Genomic DNA, 23095 nt, shown 5'->3' with positions numbered 1-23095 from the left:
CCCATCGATAACAAGAAAAGAGGAACCAACGGATGGAACATCGCAAACGTATCAAGGCCCTGGGATCGCTGACCCTGCTTGCCCTGTTCGGCAGCACCGGCGCGCACGCCGCCGAGGCGTTTTCCAGCGACTCGAAATGGATGACCGGCGACTGGGGCGGCACGCGCACCGAGTTGCTGGAAAAAGGCTATGACTTCAGCGTGGATTATGTCGGCGAGGTGGCCGGCAACCTGCGCGGTGGCTACAACCACGACAAGACCGCGCGCTACAGCGACCAGTTCGCCCTCGGCGCGCACCTGGACCTGCAGAAGATCCTGGGCTGGCACGACGCCGAGTTCAAGCTGGCGATCACCGAGCGCAGCGGGCGCAATCTGTCCAACGACCGCATCAGCGATCCACGCGCCGGGCAGTTCAGCTCGGTGCAGGAAGTCTGGGGCCGTGGCCAGACCTGGCGCCTGACCCAGATGTGGGTCAAGCAGAAGTACTTCGATGGCGCGCTGGACGTCAAATTCGGCCGCTACGGTCCGGGCGAGGACTTCAACAGTTTCCCCTGCGACTTCCAGAACCTGGCGTTCTGCGGCTCGCAGGTAGGCAACTGGGTGGGCGGCATCTGGTACAACTGGCCGGTAAGCCAGTGGGCCCTGCGCGTGAAGTACAACATCACCCCAGAGTTCTTCGTTCAGGTCGGCGCCTTCGAGCAGAACCCTTCGAACCTGGAGACCGGCAACGGCTTCAAGCTCAGCGGCAGTGGCACCAAGGGCGCGATCCTGCCGGTGGAGATGGTCTGGTCGCCGAAGGTCAACGGCCTGCCGGGCGAGTACCGCCTGGGCTACTACTACAGCACCGCCGACGCCACCGACGTGTACAAGGACATCAATGGCAACCCGCAGGGCATCTCGGGCACCGACTTCAAGTCGCATTCCAGCAAGCATGGCTGGTGGGTGGTGGCCCAGCAGCAGGTCACCGCGCACAACGGCGACGCCAGTCGCGGCCTGAACCTGTTCGCCAACTTCACCGTGCACGACAAGGCCACCAACGTGGTCGACAACTACCAACAAGTGGGCATGGTCTACAAAGGCGCCTTCGATGCACGGCCCAAGGATGACATCGGCTTCGGCATCGCCCGCATCCATGTCAACGACGATGTGAAGAAGCGCGCCGAGCAGATCAATGCCTTCAACGGCATCGACGATTATGACAACCCGGCCTTCCTGCCGCTGCAGCGCACCGAGTACAACGCTGAGTTGTACTACGGCTTCCACGTCACCAACTGGCTGACCGTGCGCCCGAACCTGCAGTACATCAAGCGTCCGGGCGGCGTGGACGAAGTCGACAACGCACTGGTTGCCGGCCTGAAGATTCAGTCGTCATTCTGAGACCGATTGTTGTAAATTTACGCCATCGCCTCTCATCCCGACATCCACTGCCTGGCAGTGGATGTTTTTTCCAGGGCTGAGATAGCGCTGTCTCAACAACAAGAGTGTCTCTGAAATGTCCGAACATCCGCTCCAGCGCTTCTTCACCTCGCAACGGCCGAGACCGGTTTTCGAGTGGGAGCGTCACCAGCAGCGCGATGTCTTGATCATCGATCATCCTCGCTGCCAGGCAGTGTTCAGTCGCCAGGGGGCGCAGTTGTTGCACTTCCAGCCGACCGGTGAGAAGCCGTGGTTGTGGTGCGCCGAGCAGTGGCCGCAGGTGGGTGCGATTCGGGGCGGGGTACCGGTGTGCTGGCCGTGGTATGGCCGTCATCCCAGCGAGGACTTGTGGCCGGCCCACGGCTGGGGGCGGCTGCTGGACTGGAAGCTGCTGGACAGTTGCGAGGACGAGCAGGGGGTGAGTCTCACCTGGCGTCTGGACCTGTGCGACTGGCAGGTGGACCTGCATGCGCGGCTGGGTGCGAGCATGGAACTGCGCTTGAGCACCGAGCACCAGGACAGCGAGCCGTGCCAGTTGAGCCATGCCCTGCTGGCGTTCTGGCGCATCAGCGACGTGTCGCAGATCGCCTTGTCGGGTCTTGAGGACATCGACGGCTATGACCGGCTCAACCGTCAGGCCTGCCGCGAAGAAGGCGCGCTGACCCTCAACGGGGGCTGCCAGAAGGTGTATCCGGGCACGCCGAAGGTGCAGTTGCACGACCCGGCCTGGGAGCGCGAGCTGTACATCGACACCAGCGACAGCGACGACACCGTGGTCTGGCATCCCGGCAATCGGCCGCTGATGGGGGTTAGCGGTCGCGAGAGCCAGGGTTTCGTCTGCGTCGAGGCCGCCAGCGGCAGCGCTGAGGGGCTGAGACTGGCGCCCGGGCAGCGCGCACAGTTGACGCTGCAGGCCCATCGGCTCAGTTGAGCTCGTTGTCCTCGGCGGGGTAGCGGCTGGCGTTGAGGCTTTCCTTGATCTTGCGCAGGTGCGGCTGGAAGTCCGAGCCCCGGCGCAGGGTCATGCCGGTGGCCAGGACGTCGAGCACGGTCAGCTGGATGATGCGTGAAGTCATGGGCATATAGATGTCGGTGTCTTCCGGCAGCGGCAAGTGCAGGCTCAGGCTGCAGGCGCTGGCCAGCGGCGAACCGGCGGCGGTGATGCCCAGTACCGAGGCGCCGTTTTCCCGAGCCTGGCGGGCTACTTCCACCAGCTCGCGGGTGCGTCCGGTGTAGGAGATGATCACGAACAGGTCACCGGTGTGCGCGACCGATGCCAGCATGCGCTGCATCAGCACATCGGGGTGGGCCGACACGGCCAGGTTGAAGCGGAAGAATTTGTGCTGCGCGTCCATGGCCACCGGGGCCGAGGCGCCGAGGCCGAAGAAGTGGATCTGGCGCGCCTGGATCATCATGTCCACGGCGCGGCTGACCTGCTGCGGATCGATCTGCTGGCACGCGCTGTCGAGCGAGGCGATGGCGCTGGCGAAGATCTTCTGGGTGTAGGCGGCCGGGTCGTCGTCGGCTTCCACCGCGCGGCTCACGTAAGCCGCGCCGCTGGCCAGGCTCTGTGCCAGTTGCAGCTTGAGTTCGGGATAGCCGCTGACGCCGAAGGAGCGGCAGAAACGGTTGACGGTCGGTTCGCTGACCTTGGCCGCCTGGGCCAGGGCGGCGATGCTGAAGCGCGTGGCCTGCTGCGGGTTGAGGAGGATGACCTCGGCGACTTTGCGTTCGGCCTTATTCAGCTCGTCGAGGCGTCCCTGGATCTGCTCCAGGAGGTTTCGCACACGGTCCATGGGTTGTCCTTGGGTCGGAAACGCGGCCGGCTACGGGAACTGCCGGCATGTTGCAGGGTTGTCTATCGTACTGAGGGTGGGTGTGTCATACCACACGTCTGTACCACTTAGGGGTAATGTTGTTGTTTTTACTACATCCTTCTTGAAAAGTACGCCTGAAAACGGTATTCCTACGTCCACTTTAATAAAAGAACCAACATCATGGCGGCCATTAGCGTAGAACCTTGCACTTTCGCTCTATTCGGCGCCCTCGGCGACCTGGCGTTGCGCAAGCTGTTTCCTGCCCTCTATCAGCTCGACCGCGCCGGCCTGCTGCACGCCGACACGCGCCTGCTGGCCTTGGCCCGTGAGCCGGGCAGCGCCGACGATCACCTGGCGACCATCGAAGCCCAGTTGCGGCGCTTCGTGCCGGATGCCGATATCGACCCCCAGACCTTGCAGCGCTTCATCGCGCGCCTGAGTTACCTGCACCTGGATTTCGTCCAGGCCGAGGGCTATACCGCGCTGGCCGAGCAGGCCGGCGAGGGCCTGCCGCTGATCGCCTATTTCGCCACGGCCGCAGCGGTGTATGGCGCCATCTGCGAAAACCTCGACAAGGTCGGCTTGGCCGAGCGCACCCGCGTGGTGCTGGAAAAACCCATCGGCCATGACCTGGAGTCCTCGCGCCGGGTCAACGACGCCGTGGCGCGCTTCTTCCCCGAGAGCCGGGTCTATCGCATCGACCATTACCTGGGCAAGGAAACGGTCCAGAACCTGATCGCCCTGCGTTTTGCCAACAGTCTGTTCGAAACCCAGTGGAACCAGAATTCCATCTCCCACGTGGAGATCACCGTGGCCGAGAAAGTCGGTATCGAAGGCCGCTGGGGCTACTTCGACAAGGCTGGCCAGTTGCGCGACATGATCCAGAATCACCTTTTGCAACTGCTGTGCCTGATCGCCATGGACCCGCCCAGCGACCTGTCGGCCGACAGCATCCGCGACGAGAAGGTCAAGGTGCTCAAGGCGCTGGCGCCGATCACCGGCGACGGGCTGAGCACCCGGGTGGTGCGCGGCCAGTACATTGCCGGCTACAGCGACGGCAAGCCGGTGCCTGGTTACCTGGAAGAAGACAATGCCAATGCCCAGAGCGACACTGAAACCTTCGTCGCCCTGCGTGCCGATATCCGCAACTGGCGCTGGTCCGGCGTGCCGTTCTATCTGCGTACCGGCAAGCGCATGCCGCAGAAACTGTCGCAGATCGTCATCCACTTCAAGGAAACCCCGCACTACATCTTCGCGCCGGAGCAGCGTCTGCAGATCGGCAACAAGCTGATCATCCGCTTGCAACCGGACGAAGGCATCTCGCTGCGGGTGATGACCAAGGAGCAGGGGCTGGACAAGGGCATGCACCTGCGCAGTGGCCCACTTCAACTGAATTTTTCCGACACCTGGCGCAGCGCGCGGATTCCGGATGCCTACGAGCGTTTGTTGCTCGAAGTGATGCGCGGCAACCAGAACCTGTTCGTGCGCAAGGACGAGATCGAGTACGCCTGGACCTGGTGCGACCAGTTGATCGCCGGCTGGAAGAACGCTGGCGATGCGCCCAAGCCTTATGCGGCAGGGTCCTGGGGCCCGATGAGCTCGATTGCACTGATCACTCGCGATGGGAGAGCCTGGTATGGCGATATCTGAACTGCGACTGCCGAGCAACGTGAAGGTCCATGAACTGGCCGACAGCAAGCGGCTGGCGGCGGCGTTGGCCGCCGATGTGGCCGAGCGGCTGTCTTCGGCCGTGGCCGCCAAGGGCCAGGCGTGCCTGGTGGTGTCCGGTGGGCGCAGCCCCGTAGCGTTCCTGGAGCAGCTTTCCAGCACCTCGCTGGATTGGTCGAAGGTCACGGTATCGCTGGCCGACGAGCGCTGGGTGCCGGTCGAGCATGCCGACAGCAATGCCGGGCTGCTGGCCCGTCACCTGTTCAAGGGCGCGGCGGCCAAGGCTCGTTTCCTCGGCCTTTACCAGCGCGGCGACAACCTTGAGGCCGCAGCAGAAGCGGCGGACCAGGCATTGGCCGAGTTGCCGCCCATCGACGTGCTGATCCTGGGCATGGGCGATGATGGCCATACCGCTTCGCTGTTCCCGGACAGTCCGCACCTGGCCGAGGGCCTGGACCCTGGCGCCAGCCGTCGCTGCCTGCCGATGCTGGCGCCAAGCGTGCCGCACCAGCGCCTGTCGATGACCCGCGTGCTGCTGTCCAGCGCCGCATTCACTGCCTTGTCGGTGCAAGGCCCGGGTAAGCTCGCCGCCCTACGCGCTGCATTGGCCGCCAATGATGCCGCGCAGATGCCGATTCGCGCCTTTCTTCACGACCCCCTGGACATCTACTGGTGCCCATGAGCCAAGGATCCACTGTCATGACCACCCTTGAACGCCCCCAACCGCTGCGCTCGATGGCCGAAAAAGCCGCCCGCATCGACCAGATCTGCGCCCAGGCGCGCATCCTGCCGGTGATCACCATCGCCCGCGAGCAGGACATCCTGCCGTTGGCCGACGCGCTGGCCGCCGGTGGCATTCGCACCTTGGAGGTGACCTTGCGCTCCGAGCACGGCTTGAAGGCCATCCGCGTGCTGCGCGAACAGCGCCCCGAGCTGTGTATCGGTGCTGGCACCGTGCTCGACCCGGCGATGTTCGCCGCCGTCGAAGCCGCGGGCGCGCAGTTCGTGGTGACGCCGGGCATCACGGCTGAGGTGCTCGAGGCCGGTGTTCGCAGCGACATCCCGCTGCTGCCAGGCATCAGCACGCCATCGGAAATCATGGCCGGTTACGCGCTGGGCTATCGCCGCTTCAAACTGTTCCCGGCAGAAGTAGTCGGTGGCGTCGCCGCGATCAAGGCCTATGGCGGCCCGTTCGGCGACATCCGTTTTTGCCCTACCGGCGGCGTCAATCCGGCCAATGCCCGCAGCTACATGGCCTTGCCGAACGTGATGTGCGTTGGCGGCACCTGGATGCTCGACAGCAGTTGGGTCAAGAGCGGCGACTGGGCGCGGATCGAGGCGTGCAGCGCCGAGGCCATGGCGTTGCTGGGCTGATACGAATTTCGTTGTGTGCTGTACGGCTTGTGGGGCGCTTGGTCGGCGCCCCTTTTTTTTGCCTGTGATTCGACGATCAGGCGACCTTGAATTGCGAGACCAGCCGCTGTCGTGCTCAGACCTATGACGCCAGTTTCTGCTGGGGGAGGCGGTCTGCTGCGCACGAGCGACTGTCCTGCGCACAACAAAAAGCCCGCGTCTTGCGAGGCGGGCTCTTCGGGTAGAGCGCTGGCAATCAGGCCGCTTTGGCAGACTGCTGGCTCAGTGAGCGGTTCAGGGCGCTGAACAGGGCCTTGAAGCTGGCCGTGGTGATGTTCTCGTCGATACCCACGCCATGCACCGGACGACCGCCGGCCACGCGCAGTTCGATGTAGGCTGCGGCCTTGGCGTTGGTGCCGGCACCGATGGCGTGCTCGTTGTAGTCCATGATCTCGACCGCGACCGGCAGGCCGGCGACCAAGGCTTCCAGGGCGCCGTTGCCCTTGCCGCGCCAGTGCAGGGTGGTTTCGCCCTCACCGGCCACTTCCACTTCCACGGCGCTGCTGCCGTTCTCTTCCTGCAGGCGATGGCTGACCAGCGCGTAGGGTGCGTTGGCTTGCAGGTACTCTTTGTGCAGCAGGCTGTAGATCTGCTGAGCGGTCATTTCCAGGCCCAGGCGATCGGTCTCGCCTTGCACCACTTGGCTGAATTCGATCTGCATGCGACGCGGCAGGCTGATGCCGTATTCCTGCTCCAGCAGGTAAGTGATGCCGCCTTTGCCGGACTGGCTGTTGACGCGGATCACCGCCTCGTAGCTGCGGCCGATGTCGGCCGGGTCGATCGGCAGGTACGGCACTTCCCACAACTCACCGTCCTTCTGCTGGGTGAAGCCTTTGCGGATGGCGTCCTGGTGGGAGCCGGAGAAGGCGGTGTGCACGAGGTCGCCCACATACGGATGACGTGGGTGCACGGGCAGTTGGTTGCACTCTTCGACGACCTTGCGCACGCCGTCGATGTCGGAGAAGTCCAGTTTCGGGTCGATGCCCTGGGTGTACAGGTTCAGCGCCAGGGTAACCAAGTCGACGTTGCCGGTGCGCTCGCCGTTGCCGAACAGGCAGCCCTCGGCGCGGTCGGCGCCGGCCATCAAGCCCAGCTCGGTGGCGGCGATGCCGGTGCCACGGTCGTTATGGGTGTGCAGGCTGATGATGACGCTGTCGCGACGGTTGACGTGGCGGCAGAACCATTCGATCTGGTCGGCGTAGACGTTCGGCGTGGCCACTTCGACGGTGGCTGGCAGGTTGAGGATGATCTTGTGTTCCGGCGTCGGGTTCCACACCTCGATCACCGCATCGCACACTTCCTTGGCGAACGCCATTTCAGTGGCGCTGAAGGTTTCCGGGGAATACTGGAAGGTCCACTGGGTGTCTGGCTGCTGGGCGGCGTACTTGACGAACAGCTTGGCGGCGTTCACCGCGATGTCCTTCACGCCTTGCTTGTCCTGGTTGAAGACGATGCGGCGGAATGACGGACAAGTGGCGTTATACAGGTGAACAATGGCTTTCTTGGCCCCGCGCAGGGACTCGAAGGTACGTGCGATCAGGTCTTCGCGGGCCTGGGTGAGCACCTGGATGGTGGTGTCGTCGGGGATGTGGCCATCTTCGATCAGGGTGCGCACGAAGTCGAAATCGGTCTGCGAGGCCGAGGGGAAGGCCGCTTCGATTTCTTTCACACCGACCTGCACCAAGGTCTTCCAGAAGCGCAGCTTCTTTTCCGCATCCATCGGTTCGATCAGCGACTGGTTGCCGTCACGCAGGTCGGAGCTGCACCAGATTGGCGCCTGGGTGAGGGTTTGCGAAGGCCAGGTGCGGTCGGGCAGGTCGATGGTGGGGAAGGCGCGGTACTTCTTGGAAGGGTCTTTGAGCATGGTCATTGGAGCAATCCTTTAAATGTGCGGCCTGATCGGGCCTGCCAAGCGGTGACGAGATGACGCGGCGGGGCGATGCGGTTTAGCCAGGTAGTCGTGCACTGACCAGGCAAAGGCTGCGGTGTTGGCGGAGCAGAATGAGGGTGTTGGCGGTTTTCATGCCCTCAACCCTAACCAGTGGCATGGGGGTTGGCAAGCGGCGGGAAAAAATTGAGAGGAATGCTTAAAAAAACCCTTCTTGCGAGATTCAATAGCTGAATTGTAATAAAGACTTTTTGATTGTTGCGCAGTATTTTTGGATGGCGCAACTCGGTTTTGTTGAGCGGGGAGAGTGTCAGATTTTTTGTGTGCGGGCCGATAACGGCCTGCCGTCAGGCTGGCCATGCTTTTACCAGGTCGGCCTGATAAATCGATCTCCGTACAGCATCGCGAATTGATTCATCGCATTTTTCCAGTCATGGGCCGCTGAGCCCCAGTTTGCCGTGATGTTCCGCAGCCCCAGCCAGATCAGCTTGGTGGCGGCCTCATCCGTTGGGAAGTGACCACGCGTTTTGATGATCTTGCGTAGCTGGGCGTTGATGCTTTCGATCGCGTTGGTCGTATAGATCACTTTTCGAATGCCCGACGGGAAGACAAAGAATGGAATCACTCGATCCCAGGCTCTTCTCCATGCCGCAACTACCGTTGGGTACTGTTTGCCCCAAGGGCCGTTTTCAAAGGCATCCAGTGCCTGCTCAGCCGCCTCGGCGTTGATGGCCTGATAGATCGGCTTGAGCGCTTTGGCCAGATCACGACGCTTATCCCACGCTGCATAATCGAGACTGTTGCGGATCAAGTGGACGATGCATGTTTGCAGCGTGGTGGCCGGAAACACGGCGCTTAGCGCATCTGGCATCCCTTTGAGGCCGTCGGTGACGGCGATCAGCACATCCTCAACGCCGCGCGTCTTAAGGTCATTGAAGACCTTCATCCAGAACTTCGCACCTTCGGTATTTTCGATCCAGATCCCGAGAATATCGCGCGTCCCATCGGGTAGAACGCCCAGCGCCAAGTAAATCGCTTTGTTGCGCACAAGCCCTTCTTCGCGAATCTTGACTCGCAGCGCATCAAAGAAAATGACCGGGTACATCGGCTCCAGCGGCCGCTGTTGCCACGCGCCGATTTCCTCCATCACCTCGGCCGTGACCGAACTGATGAAGTCGTGCGAAACATCCGTTCCGTACTGTTCAGAGATGAATGCGCGAATTTCCCGAACGGTCATGCCTCGGGCATACATGGCGATGATCTTGTCATCGAAGCCGGTGTAACGGCGCTCATGTTTGGGAATCAGGATGGGCGCAAAACTACCGTCTCGATCACGGGGGATATCCAGCCGCAGCGGCCCCTCTCCAGTCAGAACCGTCTTGCCAGTCCTGCCATTGCGCTGATTGGTTTCATCCTCTGGACGCTGCGCGCCCGGCAGATACCCCAGATGGTGACTGAGCTCGGCGTTCAAGGCCCGTTCGATCAGCGCCTTCTTGAATGCCGCAGAGGCATCTTCGATAGCCTCCGCAGTCATCAGGCCCTCACCGAACTGCTCAAGCAGCTCCTTGGGGATTTTTGGTAGGTCACGCAGGGGTTTCTTCTTGGTTGGCATACATGCACCTCTTGCTCATGTTATGCCCGAACACAAAATTTCTGACATACCCTGAGCGGGCGGCCTTTCGCGGATTCAACTGTGAACGGCCGCCACTGCACTCAAGGCTGAAACGCACCGATGAAAATCGCCGGGTCCACCCGCGCATCGTTCAGGCTGACGTTCCAATGCATGTGCGGCCCGGTGGCCCGTCCTGTAGAGCCCACCCGCCCGACGACGTCGCCACGGCGCAATACCTGCCCCGGCTGCACGTCCACCTTGGACATGTGACAGAACATGCTGATGAAGCCCTGGCCATGGTCGACGAACACCGTGCGGCCATTGAAGAAATAATCGCCCACCAGAATCACCTTGCCGTTGGCTGGGGTCTTGATCGGCGTGCCGGCGGGCACGGCGAAGTCCAGACCCGCGTGGGGATTGCGCTCCTCGCCGTTGAAGAAGCGGCGCACACCAAACTTGCTCGACAGGGGACCATTGACTGGCTTGTCGAGGATCAGGTTGCTGGGCACGCCTGGGCTGAAGCTGCGGTACGCCTTGATCTGTTCGGCCAATTCGCGGTCGATACGCTTGAGGTCGTCCGGCTCAGGATTGACCTGGCGCGTGTTCTTCAAGGTGATGCGTTGCTCCGGGTATTTCTTGCTGCCGACGCTGAAGGGCAAGGTGCGCGTGCCCTGGGTGAGGCTGGCAGGACCGGGCTTCTGGGTGAGAGGGAGGCCGACGATGGCCAGCCAACGGTCTTGCTCTTTGACCACCAGCACCGGCTTGCCCTCGAAGCGAGCGCTCGGGGCGCTGGCGGCTGGGCCCAGATCGACCACCGCAACGCCGCCAGGCACGGGTTTGTTCAAGGTGCGGGTGATGTAGCTGGCTTGGGCCGTAGCGGTCAGCAGCAGGACGCAAATGGCGAGCAGACGGGGCATGTGTCAGTCCAGAAGCGAGAGGGTGACCGGGGTCTGATGGTTGTCTTCGACCCGCACCTGCAACTCGCCCTGATCCAGGCGTGCGGTCAGGCGTTGGCCGTTGTGAGTCTGGGCAGCGCTGCGGATCGCTTGGCCACGGTCGTCGAGCAGGATGCTGTAGCCGCGCGCCAGGGTGGCCAGGGGGCTGACGATCTGCAACGTTTGCAACTGCGCCTGGAAGCGCTGGCGACGGTCACGAAGCACTGCCTGCATGGCCCTGGGCAAACGTTCGCCCAGGCTGTCCAGGCGCTGTCCCAGCAGGGCCAGGGTGCGCCCGGGATGCTGCGCGGCCAGGCGCGTGTCGAGACGGCCCAGGCGCTGCTGACGCTGGTTCAGGTCGAGCATGAAGGCGCGGCGCAGGCGCATGTCCAGGTCGTCCAGGCGCTGGGCCTGCTGGCGCAGTCGCTCGCGTGGATGGCGCAGGCGTCGGGCCAGGCCGTCGAGGCGCAGACGGTCGTGGCTCAAGCGGGCATTCATGCGCAACAGCAGACGGCGTTGCAGGCTGTCCAGGCGTTGCAGCAGACCGCTGCTGTCGGGCGCCAGCAATTCGGCGGCCGCCGAGGGCGTGGGGGCCCGCACATCGGCGACGAAGTCGCTGATCGACACATCGGTCTCATGCCCTACCGCGCTGACGATCGGCGTGACGCAGGCCGCGATGGCGCGCGCCACCGGTTCTTCGTTGAAGCACCACAAGTCTTCCAGCGAGCCACCGCCACGGGCCAGAATCAGCGCGTCGAAGCCAAGGCTGTCGGCCCGCTGCAGCGCGCGCACGATCTGCCCGACGGCTTCGCGCCCCTGCACCGCCGTGGGGATCAGGTTGAGTTCCACCTGCGGTGCGCGGCGAGCGAAGACGCTGATGATGTCGCGGATCACCGCGCCGGTGGGCGAGGTGACGATGCCGATGCGCCGCGGATGCGCCGGCAGCGGCTGTTTGCGCTCGGCGGCGAACAGGCCCTGTTCGCCCAGTTTTTCCTTCAGGGCTTCGAAGGCCAGGCGCAGGGCGCCATCGCCCGCCGGCTCGACGCTGTCGACGATCAACTGGTAGTCGCCACGGCCCTCGAACAGCGACACCTTGCCGCGTACCTTCACCGCCAGACCGTCACGCAGGGCCTGGCGAACCCGCGCAGCGTTCTGCCGGAACAGCGCGCAGCGCACCTGGGCACCACTGTCTTTGAGGGTGAAGTAGAGGTGGCCGGAGGCTGGGCGGGCGAGGTTGGATATCTCGCCTTGCACCCAGACGCTGCGGAACACGTCCTCGAGCAGCACGCGGGCGCGCCCGTTGAGCTGGGTGACGGTGAGGACCTCGCGGTCCAGGCCGAGTCGTTCGAAAGGATCTCTGATCATGGCGGGCATCATAAAGGACAACGCTTGCGATTGTCTGTGTCCGCTCCTTGGGTGGCAGCGAGGGGTACACAGGGGTGGGCCCCCCATCAGCCGACCTCACGCCGTCATCGCCGCCACGAACTGCCTCACCAGCACGCTCGCGTCAGCGCGACAGGCCAAGGCCACCGTGCTGTCACAGCGTGGTTTCAGTGTGATGAACTTCAGCGAAACCGGGGCAATGTCGCGCATGCAGGCCGGCAACAGCGCCACGCCCAAATCGGCCTCGATCAATTGAAGCTGGGTGGTCTTGCGTGACACCACCTGGGCGGCCTTGGGAAAGAATCCTGCGTCCAGGCACAGCGAAGCCGACAAGTAACTCAGTCCGCCTCGATGCCGGTGGGGGACGGACACGAAGCGTTCGTCCTTCAAGCGCTCCAGCGCGACTTCAGACACGCCAGCCAGCGGGTGCTCGGCCGCGACGGCCAGCAGCAGCGGTTCGCTGAACAGCTCGTGCAGTTCGACGCCTTCGTGCTGGCGCAGCACGGGCAGGCGCAGCAAGCCGATGTCCAGGCGTCCTTCGGCGATGTCCAGCAGTTGCGCCTCCGATGACTGCTGGGCGATTTCCAGGTTGACCTCTGGATGGTTTCGCAGATAGCTGCTCAGGCGCGTCAGCAGCTCGCCCGTGAGGGGGACGGTGCTGGAATGACTCAACTGCAGGCTGCCGCGCAGACCTTGTCCGACCTCCAGCGCCAGGCGCTGTGCGCTGTCCAGGTCTGCCAGGAGTTGCCGAGCCCGACCGAGAAACGCTTCGCCGGCCGGAGTCAATCGAGGCTGGCGTGCGGTGCGCTCGAACAGCGGTGTACCGAGATGCTGCTCCAGTTCCTTGATCTGGCGGCTCAAGGCCGATTGGGCGACGTACAGCCGCTCGGCCGCCGCCGTGAAGCTGCCGCTGTCGGCGATTTCCACGAAGTAGCGCAGTTGGCGAAGCGAGGTCATCCTTGATATGCCTTTTCGAGATGGGTCTGCTGGTCAAGGCATATTAGTCGGCATGGCTCATGGCTGGCTAACCTTGTGCTGTCTTTCCAGGAAACCTGCACATGGTCATTGCGCTTCCTTTTACAGGCTTGGAGTGGCTGCCGATCCTATTAGGCATTGCTGCCGCTTACGTCGTCTTTGGCATTGCCGGCTTCGGCACCGCGTTGATTGCCGGGCCGGTGTTGATCCATTTCATGCCGTTGTCGCGGATCATTCCGCTGCTGGTGTTGCTCGATTTCGTCGCCGCTTTCGGCAACCTGCTGCCGTCGCGACGTGATGTGGTGCGCAGCGAACTGCTGCGCCTGCTGCCGTGCATGGCGCTGGGCTGCACCTTGGGCGTGGCGTTCCTGCTGCACCTGAAATCGGACCTGCTGCTCTTGCTCATGGGGCTGTTCGTCACCGCTTACGCGCTCTACAGCCTCTGCGTGAAGGCTCGCCCGCAGCGTCTGGCCGCCGCCTGGGCGGTGCCCATGGGGACGGTGGGTGGGCTGTTCGGGGCATTGTTCGGCAGTGGCGGCTTTCTCTATGCGATCTACCTCAGTGCGCGGCTGACGGCCAAGGAGCACGTGCGGGCGACGCAGAGCGCATTGATCAGTTGCAGCACCCTGGTGCGCCTGGCGCTGTTCCTGGTGGCCGGGGTGTATGCCGACAGTCGCTTGCTGTGGCTGGCGGTGTGCTTGCTGCCGGTGATGGCGATCGGCTTGTGGCTGGGGCGGCGCCTGAGCCTGCGCCTGTCCCGCGAGGCCTTCGTGCGTCTGGTCACCTGGTTGGTGCTGGCCAGTGGGCTGGCGCTGATCGGTCGCTACCTCACGGGCTGAGCAGGGCGTAGACTTGCGCGATCGCTACAGTTTCAGGCCTGACCCTTCATGAACATCCACAGCATCATTGTCCCCAAACTGTCCACCGTACCCGCGCACGAGGCCCGCGCCCGGGCCATCGTGCGCTGGCTGGTACGCGAGAAAATCGTCGAGGAACACCTGAGCACCTGCGGGCGCACCGGCAACCGCATGGGCCATGCATTGGCCGAGGGGGCACGCAAGGTGGCCCTGCACCCGGAGCGTCTGCCGTTCGGCGAGCCGGTCAATGGTCTGGAAGTGATGCTCAAGCGCTGCATCTATACCCCGACTGACGGCTTTCTGGAGGAAGCCGGCTGCCCTGAGTGTCGCCGCGAAGTGGGCGAACCGCTGTTCGAAAGCCTGGAGGAGTGGATGCCAGCGGTGAGTGACAACTTCACCTGCCCGCTGTGCGGCTTCGAGGACGACATCAACGGCTTCCTGTATCTGCAGCCGTGCGCGTTCTCCAATCTGGGCTTCATCTTCAACAACTGGGGCGAGGCCGGGTTCACCCAGGCTTTTCTCGACAACTTCGCCGACTGGCTGGATCAACCGGTGGCGGTGGTCAGGGTGGGCTGAGCGGTGAGGCCTGCTGCCCATTGAGCCCCGGGCCCTGCATGAGTATAATGGCGCGCTTCCATTTTTCCCGCCCGGGAGCCCCCGCGATGCTGCGTATCAGCCAAGAAGCCCTGACCTTCGACGACATTCTCCTTGTACCCGGTTATTCCGAGGTACTGCCCAATGAAGTCAGCCTCAAGACCCGATTGACCCGCGGCATCGAGCTGAACATCCCGCTGGTGTCCGCTGCCATGGACACCGTCACCGAAGCGCGCCTGGCCATCGCCATGGCCCAGGAAGGCGGCATCGGCATCATCCACAAGAACATGACCATCGAGCAGCAGGCCGGCGAAGTGCGCAAGGTCAAGAAGTTCGAGGCTGGCGTGGTCAAGGATCCGATCACCATCGAGGCCGACGCCACCGTGCGCGACCTGTTCGACCTCACCCGTCTGAACAACATCTCCGGTGTTCCGGTGCTGGAAAACGGTGATCTGGTGGGTATCGTCACCTCCCGCGACGTGCGCTTCGAATCGCGTCTGGACGCCAAGGTACGCGACGTGATGACGCCCAAAGAGCGTTTGGTCACCGTGCGTGAAGGCGCCGACAAGAACGAAGTCCGCGAGCTGCTGCACAAGCATCGTCTGGAAAAAGTCCTGATCGTCGACGACAAGTTCGCCCTCAAGGGCATGATGACTGTCAAGGACATCGAAAAAGCCAAGGCCTACCCGCTGGCCAGCAAGGACGACCAGGGTCGCCTGCGCGTCGGCGCGGCGGTCGGCACCGGTAAGGACACCGGCGAGCGTGTCGCTGCGCTGGTGGCCGCTGGCGTCGACGTGGTGGTGGTCGACACCGCCCACGGCCACTCCAAGGGGGTGATCGAACGCGTTCGCTGGGTCAAGCAAACCTACCCGCAGGTGCAGGTGATCGGCGGCAACATCGCCACCGGCGCCGCCGCCAAGGCCCTGGCCGAAGCGGGCGCCGATGCGGTCAAGGTCGGTATCGGCCCAGGCTCGATCTGCACGACCCGTATCGTCGCCGGTGTCGGCGTGCCGCAGATCAGCGCCATCGCCAACGTTGCCGCTGCGCTGGAAGGCACAGGCGTGCCGCTGATCGCCGACGGCGGTATCCGCTTCTCCGGTGACCTGTCCAAGGCCATCGTTGCCGGTGCTTCCTGCGTCATGATGGGTTCGATGTTCGCCGGTACCGAAGAGGCTCCAGGCGAAGTCGAGCTGTTCCAGGGCCGTTCCTACAAGGCCTACCGCGGCATGGGCTCACTGGGTGCCATGGCGCAGGCGCAAGGCTCGTCCGACCGCTACTTCCAGGACTCCTCGGCCGGCGCCGAGAAGCTGGTGCCGGAAGGTATCGAAGGCCGCGTACCGTACAAGGGCGCCCTGGCCGCGATCATTCACCAACTGATGGGCGGCCTGCGTTCGTCCATGGGCTACACCGGCAGCGCGACCATCGAAGAGATGCGCACCAAGCCTGAGTTCGTGCGCATCACCGGCGCTGGCATGGCCGAGTCCCACGTGCACGACGTGCAGATCACCAAAGAAGCGCCGAACTACCGGGTCGGCTGACCCCTGAAGCCGCGCCGAGCGGCTTCGCCACACGTGACAAACGATGGCTGCGTCGATGCAGCCATCGTGTTTTCCCCCCGATCAACTTGCAGCTTGCAGCTTCAAGCTCGCAGCTGAATCAGAGATTCCCCCCATGGCCCTCGACATTCACGCTCACCGCATCCTGATCCTCGATTTCGGTTCCCAGTACACCCAGTTGATCGCCCGCCGTGTGCGCGAGATCGGCGTGTATTGCGAACTGCACCCGTTCGACATGGACGATGAGGCGATTCGCGAATTCAACCCACGCGGCATCATCCTCGCCGGTGGTCCCGAGTCGGTTCACGAATCCAACAGCCCACGCGCGCCGCAGGCCGTGTTCGACCTGAAGGTGCCGGTGCTTGGCATCTGCTACGGCATGCAGACCATGGCCGAGCAGATGGGCGGCAAGGTCGCCGGCTCCGAGCTGCGTGAGTTCGGTTATGCCCGAGTCGATGTGGTCGGCAAGAGCCGCCTGCTCGACGGCATCGAAGACCATGTCGATGCCGATGGCGTGCTGGGGCTGGACGTGTGGATGAGCCACGGCGACAAGGTCACCCAGATGCCGGCCGACTTCCACGTGCTGGCCAGCACCCCGAGCTGCCCGATTGCTGGCATGTTCGACGACGCGCGCGGCTACTACGGCGTGCAGTTCCACCCGGAAGTGACCCACACCAAGCAGGGCGGTCGCATCCTGTCGCGTTTCGTCCAGGACATCTGCGGCTGCGAAGCCCTGTGGACGCCCTCCAACATCGTCGAAGACGCCATCGCTCAAGTGCGCGAGCAAGTGGGTTCGGCCAACGTCCTGCTGGGCCTGTCCGGCGGTGTCGACAGCTCGGTGGTCGCGGCGCTGCTGCACCGCGCCATCGGCGACCAACTGACGTGCGTGTTCGTCGACAACGGCCTGCTGCGCCTGCACGAGGGCGACCAGGTGATGGCCATGTTCAAGGAGAACATGGGCGTCAAGGTGATCCGCGCCGACGCTGAGCAGCAGTTCCTGGACAACCTGGCCGGCGAAGCCGATCCGGAGAAGAAGCGCAAGATCATCGGCCGCACCTTCATCGACGTGTTCGATGCCGAGGCCAGCAAGCTGCCCAACATCCAGTTCCTCGCCCAAGGCACCATCTACCCCGACGTGATCGAGTCGGCCGGCGCCAAGAGCGGCAAGGCCCACGTGATCAAGTCGCACCACAACGTCGGCGGCCTGCCGGAGGAAATGAACCTCAAGCTGGTCGAGCCGCTGCGCGAACTGTTCAAGGACGAAGTGCGCAAGATCGGCCTGGAGTTGGGCCTGCCGTACGACATGGTCTACCGCCACCCGTTCCCAGGTCCGGGCCTGGGTGTGCGTATCCTCGGCGAAGTGAAGAAGGACTACGCCGACATCCTGCGCCGCGCCGATCACATCTTCATCGAAGAACTGCGCAAGGCTGACTGGTACCACAAGACCAGCCAGGCCTTCGTCGTATTCCAGCCGGTGAAGTCGGTAGGCGTCGTCGGCGACGGCCGCCGCTACGCCTGGGTCGTTGCCCTGCGCGCCGTGGAGACCGTGGACTTCATGACCGCACGCTGGGCGCACCTGCCTTACGAGCTGCTGGAGACCGTCAGCGGGCGCATCATCAACGAGATCGAAGGCATCTCGCGGGTGACCTACGACGTGTCGAGCAAACCGCCGGCGACGATTGAGTGGGAATGACATTGCGTTCGGCATAGACCGGCAGTAAGTGGCAAAAACCGAAAGCCCGCATAATTGCGGGCTTTCGGTTTTTTGGAAGTTGAGATTAGATAGAACTTTGCAGTGTTTTTGGTGCGTTGTAGAATTCCTGACCGTATTTACTATCACGCATGCAGTTTCCGCGAATGGCTCAACGGCCTCACCCTAGATACGGATAGCCTTAGGTCACTTACACTACGCTTGTCCGGCCAGTGCTCGCAGCCTGGGATGTACTCATGATGATGTATAAGGATGCCTAACATGTTTTACGTGCAGGATGCTGTGCTGGTGTTTGTTTTGCTTGGTATTCCCTATGCCTTTTTACTTAAAAAGGCTGGGCTCTCTCCGTATTGGTCGTTGATATTCATGATTGTCCCATTCGGTATACCGTTGGGCGCATGGATTGGCTTTCCGATTCTCGCCCTCAGGGCATGGCCTGCCAGGAATGAATTACCCAACAGGTACTTCCTGGCCGTTCCTCAAAACGTCACGTTGGTCCTGCTCCACCTTGTGATGCCGATCTTTTCAATCTTTGTCATTCTCAAGAAGTCTGGCTACAGCGGATGGTGGTGTTTGACCGCTGTGATACCTCCAGCCGCTTTCATCATGCTCTGGGTTATTGCATTCAAGAAAAGAACAATGCAAGCACCCGTAGCGCCATGCTAGTGGGCTAGCGTCATTCGCTTTTTATGCCCTGTTTTAGAAGTGAGCTGAGCCCCATGTTTCGGGTTGCACGCGGACGTGGTGGGAGCGGCCTTGTGCCGCGAAAGGGCCGCGAAGCGGCCCCAGCATTCTTTGAGTGAACAGCATTACCGTAAATACGGGATTTGTTGTTTCAGGCAAAGACGTTCAATCAGAAGTCATAACGCACATTGGCCATGAAACTGTTTGCATCGAAACCACTGCGGGCCAAATAGTTGTAACTTCCACCCACGCTCCATGCGCCCATGCGATAGGTCGCGCCCAGTCCCAGCTCGTAGCTGTCGCGCGCCGGTGTGGCGCCGGTGGTGGTGAACGCGTTGCCGCCGAGCACGAAGGTCGAGGTGGTGCTGGCCTTGTCGCCGATGAAGTCGTGCCAAGCCATCAATTTGGCCTCCGGCTCCAGACTGCCCACGCCCACGTCGAAGGCCGCTGCCAGGCGAGCGCCCAGGCCCATTTCGCCGATTTCATAGCGTTGGCTGCCGACTTTGAGGGCGGCCGAGCTGCTTTTTTCCCGGTACGAATCGATCGACACATTGGCATAGCGTGCCCCGACCTGCGGTTCCACAAGCCATTGCTTGTCGAGTTGGAAGCGGTAGCCGGCCAATGCATTGACGCCGAAGATCTCGCTGTCGTAGTCGGCTTTGGCGCGGGTGCCAGCAATGTAGCGTTTGGATTCGTTGTCGTTCCAGCCATACATCAGCGAGGTATCGACGAAAACGTTGCCGCGCGTCCAGTTGCCGTACAGGGTCAGGGCATGGCCGCTGACATCGGTTTTGTGGCCCAGGTCGGATTTGACGTCGCTGGCCAGGTAGCTGTAAGCCAGGCCCAGGGTGGTGTCGGCATTGAGCTTGCCATCGGCACCCAGGGAGATGCCCTTGGTCTTGGCGTCGTAGCCTTGGACGCCGTGGCGGTTGTCCTGGTTGGCATCGCTGGACAGCGCTTGCAGCCAGACGCCTTGCTCTGCCAGTGCGTCACCGGAAGACAGGCCGCTACGCGCTTTGCTGGCGCGCGCGTGAATGGCATTGGCCACCAGGTTCTGACTGTCGGTGGCGGCATTGATCACGCCACGGCTGACGTCCGGCGTCAGGGTTTCGGCCAGTTTGGCGAGTTCGGCGTTGCTGGCGGCGCTGGCGAAACGCTGGAAGACCGGGTCGCTTTCGGCGATCTGGCCCATGATCGTGTTCTTCAGCGGATTCACGGCGTTGACCGCGTTGTCCGAACCGCTGGCCTCCACCACGTTCTGCGCGACCTCCTCATCGCTGCGGGTGGTCACCAAAGCTTTGACGTCCTGGCCTTCGATACCGAAGTTCTTGACTTCGAGCAGGGCCGACGACGACACCACGGAGAGGTTCTGTTGTTCCTCCCAAGTGCCGGAATTGATCAGTGTGTAGCGTGTGCCTTGGGCGGAGGTGCGGAAGTCGTCGGAGCGCGCTTGCAGTTCGACCTGGCTGCCTTTGGAGAAGTAGGTATTGCCGGTGACTTTCAGGATCGGCGTGTTGGGCTGTGTGTCGTTGTCCAGCAACAGGCGCAGGCGTGCGGTGTCGCTGTCCAGGTCGAGGTCGCCGACGATCGTGGTCTGTGGGCGCAGCAGCGTCAGGCGGCCCCCGTCGATATCGACGAAGCCGCTGCGAATGGTCGAGCCATCGAACTGTACATCGCCTTTGACCAGGACACCGCCCAGGCCCTGCAGGTCACCTTTCACTTGGCCGCCGCGCCAGTAGAAGTAGGTATTAGGTGCATCGTCGTCGGCCAGAATCGCTGCGACGCCGCCTTCGATCAGGCCGCTGGTCTGGGTGATGCTGAGCAGGTTCCCCGGTGTGCTGGCATCGATGACGTGGATACCTACACCGTCGGCTGAAATGGTCCCACTGTTGTTGACGTCGGACTGATAAGGAGAGCCCGGCATGTTACCGGTGAATTGGGCTTTCTCGAGCACGATGCCCTCAGCGTCGGTGCCACGTGCCGTTATGGTGCCGGTGTTGTTGATGCGCGCTTGAGTCGAGCTGATCCACATGCCTTCGGCCTCTTCACCCGTGACGGTGATGTTGCCGGAGTTATTCACCTCGCCTGCGATCTTGGTCATGTACATTTGCAGACCGCCGCCGAGATCACCGCTCACCGTGATGTCACCCTGGTTGATCACATCGCCAGCGATGTTGGCGTACAAGCCGTCGATCGTGATGCCTGCTGTGAATCCTTTTGAGCTATCTGCTCGGTTGATTGTGCCTCGGTTTATCACGTTACCTGCCAGGGTGACGTCATTGAACCTAACCCCTGCGTTCTGGGAGGTGCCGGTGAAGGTGGCATTATTGAAAACTTCACCGGTGCTAAGGTAGCCCCCAGTACTCAGATCGTGATTCAGATTGTTCAGGGGTGCAGCCTGGAGTGGGGCAACGACAGCCGCCACGCAGAGCGCCAACAGTGAGCGGCGCAGAGGGGAAATAGTCAAAGCAGTATCCTTACAGGGCAGAGACTGAAAGGGAACAACCCGCTTTGGCGTCTGTTGTCGGCATCCCTGCCAGCTTTTCAGTGGAGTGCTGAGTCAAGCGCGCGTGAATTTACACGAATGAAGATGGCAATTCACCACTATCCATTCAGCGTGCGGCTAGATATTTCAGAAATGCGACAGGTGTCTCTCAGGTCTGGACTTTCTCTAAGGTTTATTCGGAAATCGTTCGAGCGACTTCAGCGATGACATAGCCCAGCAGCGACGAGACGTGGGCGGCCCATCGCGCGACAGCAAATGTGAGGATTGGCTGAAATGCGTCGATAGGGTTGGCAGCAATTCGAACGGTTAGTGGCTAAAAGCCGCTATCGTGCTAGCGTCAGTCCTACCCGTATTTCTGGTTCAACGGGGCGCATTCGCTCTCTGGATGGCGGTCGATTCACTTCCCACTCCCACATCACGAGGACACGCCATGATCTCCACTCTCAAGACGCCCGGCGTGTACATCACCGAGCTCAATGCGTTTCCCAACTCAGTCGCGCCCATCGCGACCGCTGTGCCCGCGTTCATCGGCTATACGCCGCGCGCCGATTATCGAGGCACGTCCTACTACAACAAGGCCGTGAAGATCACCTCGTTCGCCGAGTTCCAGGCCTACTTCCTGCTGGACAATCCGCCGCCGCCGGCGGAGCCGGCGCGCCAATACAGTCCTGCGTACTACCTGGTAGCGCAGAGCGCGCAACCTGACTCGGGTCAGTTCGTGCTGATCGGCGGCACGTACTATTCGATAGTGCCCGACCCCAGCACCGTCTATTACCTCTACAACAGCATTCGCCTGTTCTATCAGAACGGCGGCGGCGATGCCTACGTCGTTGCGGTCGGCACCTATGGTGCTCCCAGCCACAGGCCGGCCAGCGATGCGTCGGCACCTGTAGTCAACCCCAACGTGCACTTGGTCGATCTGCAACGGGGTTTGAGTGTGCTGCTCAAGGAGGCGGAGCCGACCTTGTACATCTGTCCAGAGGCCACCCTGCTGACGGTGGCCGACAACGGCACACTGATGCGGGGGATGCTGGAGCAGGCCGAGCAGATGGGGACTGCGTTCTGCGTGTTCGACATCATTGGCGCAGACAAACCTGATCCGGTCCACTACACCCAGGACATTCAGACCTTCCGTGGCAACGTCGGTCAAAATGGGCTGAGCTATGGCGCCTGCTATTACCCGTTCATCGGCACCCACGTGATGCAGCCGGCCGAGATGGATTTCACCCAGCTGTTCGGGGGCGATACCGCGCAACTGGCGGCGTTGATCAATCCGTCGGCTGCACCGAATGTGGCGGTCGCGGCACTGCTGGACATGATCCAGACGCCGCCGGCCCAGGCGATGAGCAACAGCCAGTTGCAGGCCGGGCTGCTCAACGCCAGTCAGAGCTACCGAATAATCATCGAAAAAGTGCTCGAATGCGCCAATATGCTGCCCCCAGCGGCGCGATGGCGGGGGTCTACGCGGCAAACGACAACTTAGAAGGGGTGTGGAGTGCCCCGGCCAACAGGGGCATCGTCGGTGCCGTCAGCTTGCCGATTCAGCTGTCCGACGCCCAGCAGGATGGTCTCAACATCGATGCCGATTCGGGCAAGTCGGTCAACGCCATCCGCTCTTTCAAAGGCGCGGGCATTTTGATCTGGGGGACACGTACCCTCGACGGCAACAGCCAGGACTGGCGCTATATCCCGGTGCGCCGGACCATGATCTTTCTTGAGCAGTCGATCAAGCTGGCCGCGCAGCCCTATGTGTTCCAGCCAAACACCGTCGACACTTGGGGCGCCGTGAAGGCCATGATCACCAGCTTCCTCACCGATCTCTGGAAGGCGGGTGGCCTGCAGGGGGCGACCCCTGATGAGGCGTTCCACGTGAGCGTCGGGCTGGGGTCGACCATGACCCCGGAAGACTTGCTCGACGGCTACCTGCGTATCAGCGTCCAGGTCGCGGTGATGAGGCCGGCCGAGTTCCTCACCATCGCCATCGTTCAGGAGCAGGCCAAGTCCGACTGAGATGGGGCGCCAGGCGCGTTCGACTCTGCTACCGCGCGACAATCGCGCACTTAATCTTTCTCAGTTGCAGG

The 23095-nt window shown here is 62.4% G+C and carries 19 protein-coding genes; 12 read left to right on the top strand and 7 right to left on the bottom strand.

The window, feature by feature from the left end:
• Positions 1 to 32 precede the first annotated feature (32 nt).
• Together GKC70_RS19020 and GKC70_RS19015 are read left to right on the top strand one after the other, a co-directional pair.
• Complete coding sequence (locus tag GKC70_RS19020) at positions 33 to 1376, top strand: carbohydrate porin (protein WP_039575705.1); 1344 nt, start codon at positions 33 to 35, stop codon at positions 1374 to 1376.
• 115 nt (positions 1377 to 1491) lie between these two features.
• Entirely contained in the window at positions 1492 to 2346 is an 855-nt protein-coding gene (locus tag GKC70_RS19015; protein ID WP_342649577.1) for a D-hexose-6-phosphate mutarotase, read from the top strand.
• Here GKC70_RS19015 and hexR read toward each other — a convergent pair.
• Positions 2339 to 3202 (bottom strand): DNA-binding transcriptional regulator HexR, encoded by an 864-nt coding sequence (gene hexR, locus GKC70_RS19010; protein WP_295484247.1) that lies wholly within the window; start codon positions 3200 to 3202, stop codon positions 2339 to 2341. The two genes, GKC70_RS19015 and hexR, sit on opposite strands and share 8 nt — an antisense overlap.
• 210 nt (positions 3203 to 3412) lie before the next feature.
• Here hexR and zwf point away from each other — a divergent pair, with 210 nt between their 5' ends.
• Genes zwf through GKC70_RS18995 form a run of 3 tightly spaced genes read left to right on the top strand, consistent with a single transcriptional unit; the run spans position 3413 to position 6274 of the window.
• Positions 3413 to 4882: a glucose-6-phosphate dehydrogenase gene (gene zwf, locus GKC70_RS19005; RefSeq protein WP_029613366.1), complete on the top strand. Its 1470-nt coding sequence runs from the start codon at positions 3413 to 3415 to the stop codon at positions 4880 to 4882.
• On the top strand, positions 4869 to 5582 hold the full coding sequence (pgl, locus tag GKC70_RS19000) for a 6-phosphogluconolactonase (RefSeq protein WP_342649576.1): 714 nt from the start codon (positions 4869 to 4871) through the stop codon (positions 5580 to 5582). Before zwf ends, pgl begins: the two co-directional genes overlap by 14 nt.
• A gap of 17 nt (positions 5583 to 5599) precedes the next feature.
• Entirely contained in the window at positions 5600 to 6274 is a 675-nt protein-coding gene (locus GKC70_RS18995; protein WP_039575714.1) for a bifunctional 4-hydroxy-2-oxoglutarate aldolase/2-dehydro-3-deoxy-phosphogluconate aldolase, read from the top strand.
• 235 nt (positions 6275 to 6509) lie between these two features.
• On the opposite strand, the gene leuA is transcribed toward GKC70_RS18995, so the two are convergent.
• From leuA to GKC70_RS18970, 5 genes are all read right to left on the bottom strand, one after another.
• Positions 6510 to 8183 (bottom strand): 2-isopropylmalate synthase, encoded by a 1674-nt coding sequence (gene leuA, locus GKC70_RS18990; RefSeq protein ID WP_342649575.1) that lies wholly within the window; start codon positions 8181 to 8183, stop codon positions 6510 to 6512.
• Positions 8184 to 8565: 382 nt separating this feature from the next.
• Positions 8566 to 9813 carry an IS256 family transposase gene (locus GKC70_RS18985; RefSeq protein WP_342648733.1) on the bottom strand — a complete coding sequence of 416 codons (1248 nt, stop codon included), beginning with the start codon at positions 9811 to 9813 and terminating at the stop codon, positions 8566 to 8568.
• A gap of 101 nt (positions 9814 to 9914) precedes the next feature.
• Positions 9915 to 10730, bottom strand: a complete 816-nt coding sequence (locus GKC70_RS18980) for a peptidoglycan DD-metalloendopeptidase family protein (protein WP_342649574.1) — start codon at positions 10728 to 10730, stop codon at positions 9915 to 9917.
• A gap of 3 nt (positions 10731 to 10733) precedes the next feature.
• Positions 10734 to 12113 carry an exodeoxyribonuclease VII large subunit gene (gene xseA / locus GKC70_RS18975; RefSeq protein WP_342649573.1) on the bottom strand — a complete coding sequence of 460 codons (1380 nt, stop codon included), beginning with the start codon at positions 12111 to 12113 and terminating at the stop codon, positions 10734 to 10736.
• A 96-nt stretch (positions 12114 to 12209) separates the two neighbouring features.
• Positions 12210 to 13088, bottom strand: a complete 879-nt coding sequence (locus GKC70_RS18970) for a LysR substrate-binding domain-containing protein (protein ID WP_342649572.1) — start codon at positions 13086 to 13088, stop codon at positions 12210 to 12212.
• Between the two features lie 101 nt (positions 13089 to 13189).
• Here GKC70_RS18970 and GKC70_RS18965 point away from each other — a divergent pair, with 101 nt between their 5' ends.
• The 5 genes from GKC70_RS18965 (at position 13190) to GKC70_RS18945 (ending at position 18490) form a co-directional block, all read left to right on the top strand.
• Positions 13190 to 13945 (top strand): sulfite exporter TauE/SafE family protein, encoded by a 756-nt coding sequence (locus GKC70_RS18965; protein WP_317871284.1) that lies wholly within the window; start codon positions 13190 to 13192, stop codon positions 13943 to 13945.
• Between the two features lie 48 nt (positions 13946 to 13993).
• Positions 13994 to 14539, top strand: a complete 546-nt coding sequence (locus tag GKC70_RS18960) for a hypothetical protein (protein WP_039575723.1) — start codon at positions 13994 to 13996, stop codon at positions 14537 to 14539.
• A gap of 86 nt (positions 14540 to 14625) precedes the next feature.
• Positions 14626 to 16095 (top strand): IMP dehydrogenase, encoded by a 1470-nt coding sequence (gene guaB / locus GKC70_RS18955; protein WP_039575726.1) that lies wholly within the window; start codon positions 14626 to 14628, stop codon positions 16093 to 16095.
• Between the two features lie 133 nt (positions 16096 to 16228).
• The gene (gene guaA / locus GKC70_RS18950) at positions 16229 to 17806 is read left to right on the top strand and encodes a glutamine-hydrolyzing GMP synthase (RefSeq protein ID WP_342649571.1); all 1578 of its coding nucleotides are present in this window, start codon (positions 16229 to 16231) and stop codon (positions 17804 to 17806) included.
• A 279-nt stretch (positions 17807 to 18085) separates the two neighbouring features.
• A complete protein-coding gene (locus tag GKC70_RS18945) occupies positions 18086 to 18490 on the top strand; it encodes a hypothetical protein (protein WP_342649570.1) in 405 nt (134 codons plus the stop codon).
• Between the two features lie 187 nt (positions 18491 to 18677).
• On the opposite strand, the gene GKC70_RS18940 is transcribed toward GKC70_RS18945, so the two are convergent.
• Entirely contained in the window at positions 18678 to 20693 is a 2016-nt protein-coding gene (locus GKC70_RS18940) for an autotransporter domain-containing protein (RefSeq protein WP_342649569.1), read from the bottom strand.
• Between the two features lie 751 nt (positions 20694 to 21444).
• Here GKC70_RS18940 and GKC70_RS18935 point away from each other — a divergent pair.
• Positions 21445 to 22497, top strand: a complete 1053-nt coding sequence (locus GKC70_RS18935; RefSeq protein WP_342649568.1) for a hypothetical protein — start codon at positions 21445 to 21447, stop codon at positions 22495 to 22497.
• Complete coding sequence (locus GKC70_RS18930; RefSeq protein ID WP_342649567.1) at positions 22434 to 23024, top strand: phage tail sheath C-terminal domain-containing protein; 591 nt, start codon at positions 22434 to 22436, stop codon at positions 23022 to 23024. The genes GKC70_RS18935 and GKC70_RS18930 overlap by 64 nt, the downstream gene beginning before the upstream one ends.
• Positions 23025 to 23095 lie beyond the last annotated feature (71 nt).

It is taken from the genome of Pseudomonas sp. REB1044, assembly GCF_038813925.1.
Lineage (GTDB): Bacteria > Pseudomonadota > Gammaproteobacteria > Pseudomonadales > Pseudomonadaceae > Aquipseudomonas > Aquipseudomonas boreofloridensis.
The sequence above is the reverse complement of the archived record's forward strand: the minus strand, read 5'-3'. Positions and strand labels throughout refer to the sequence as shown.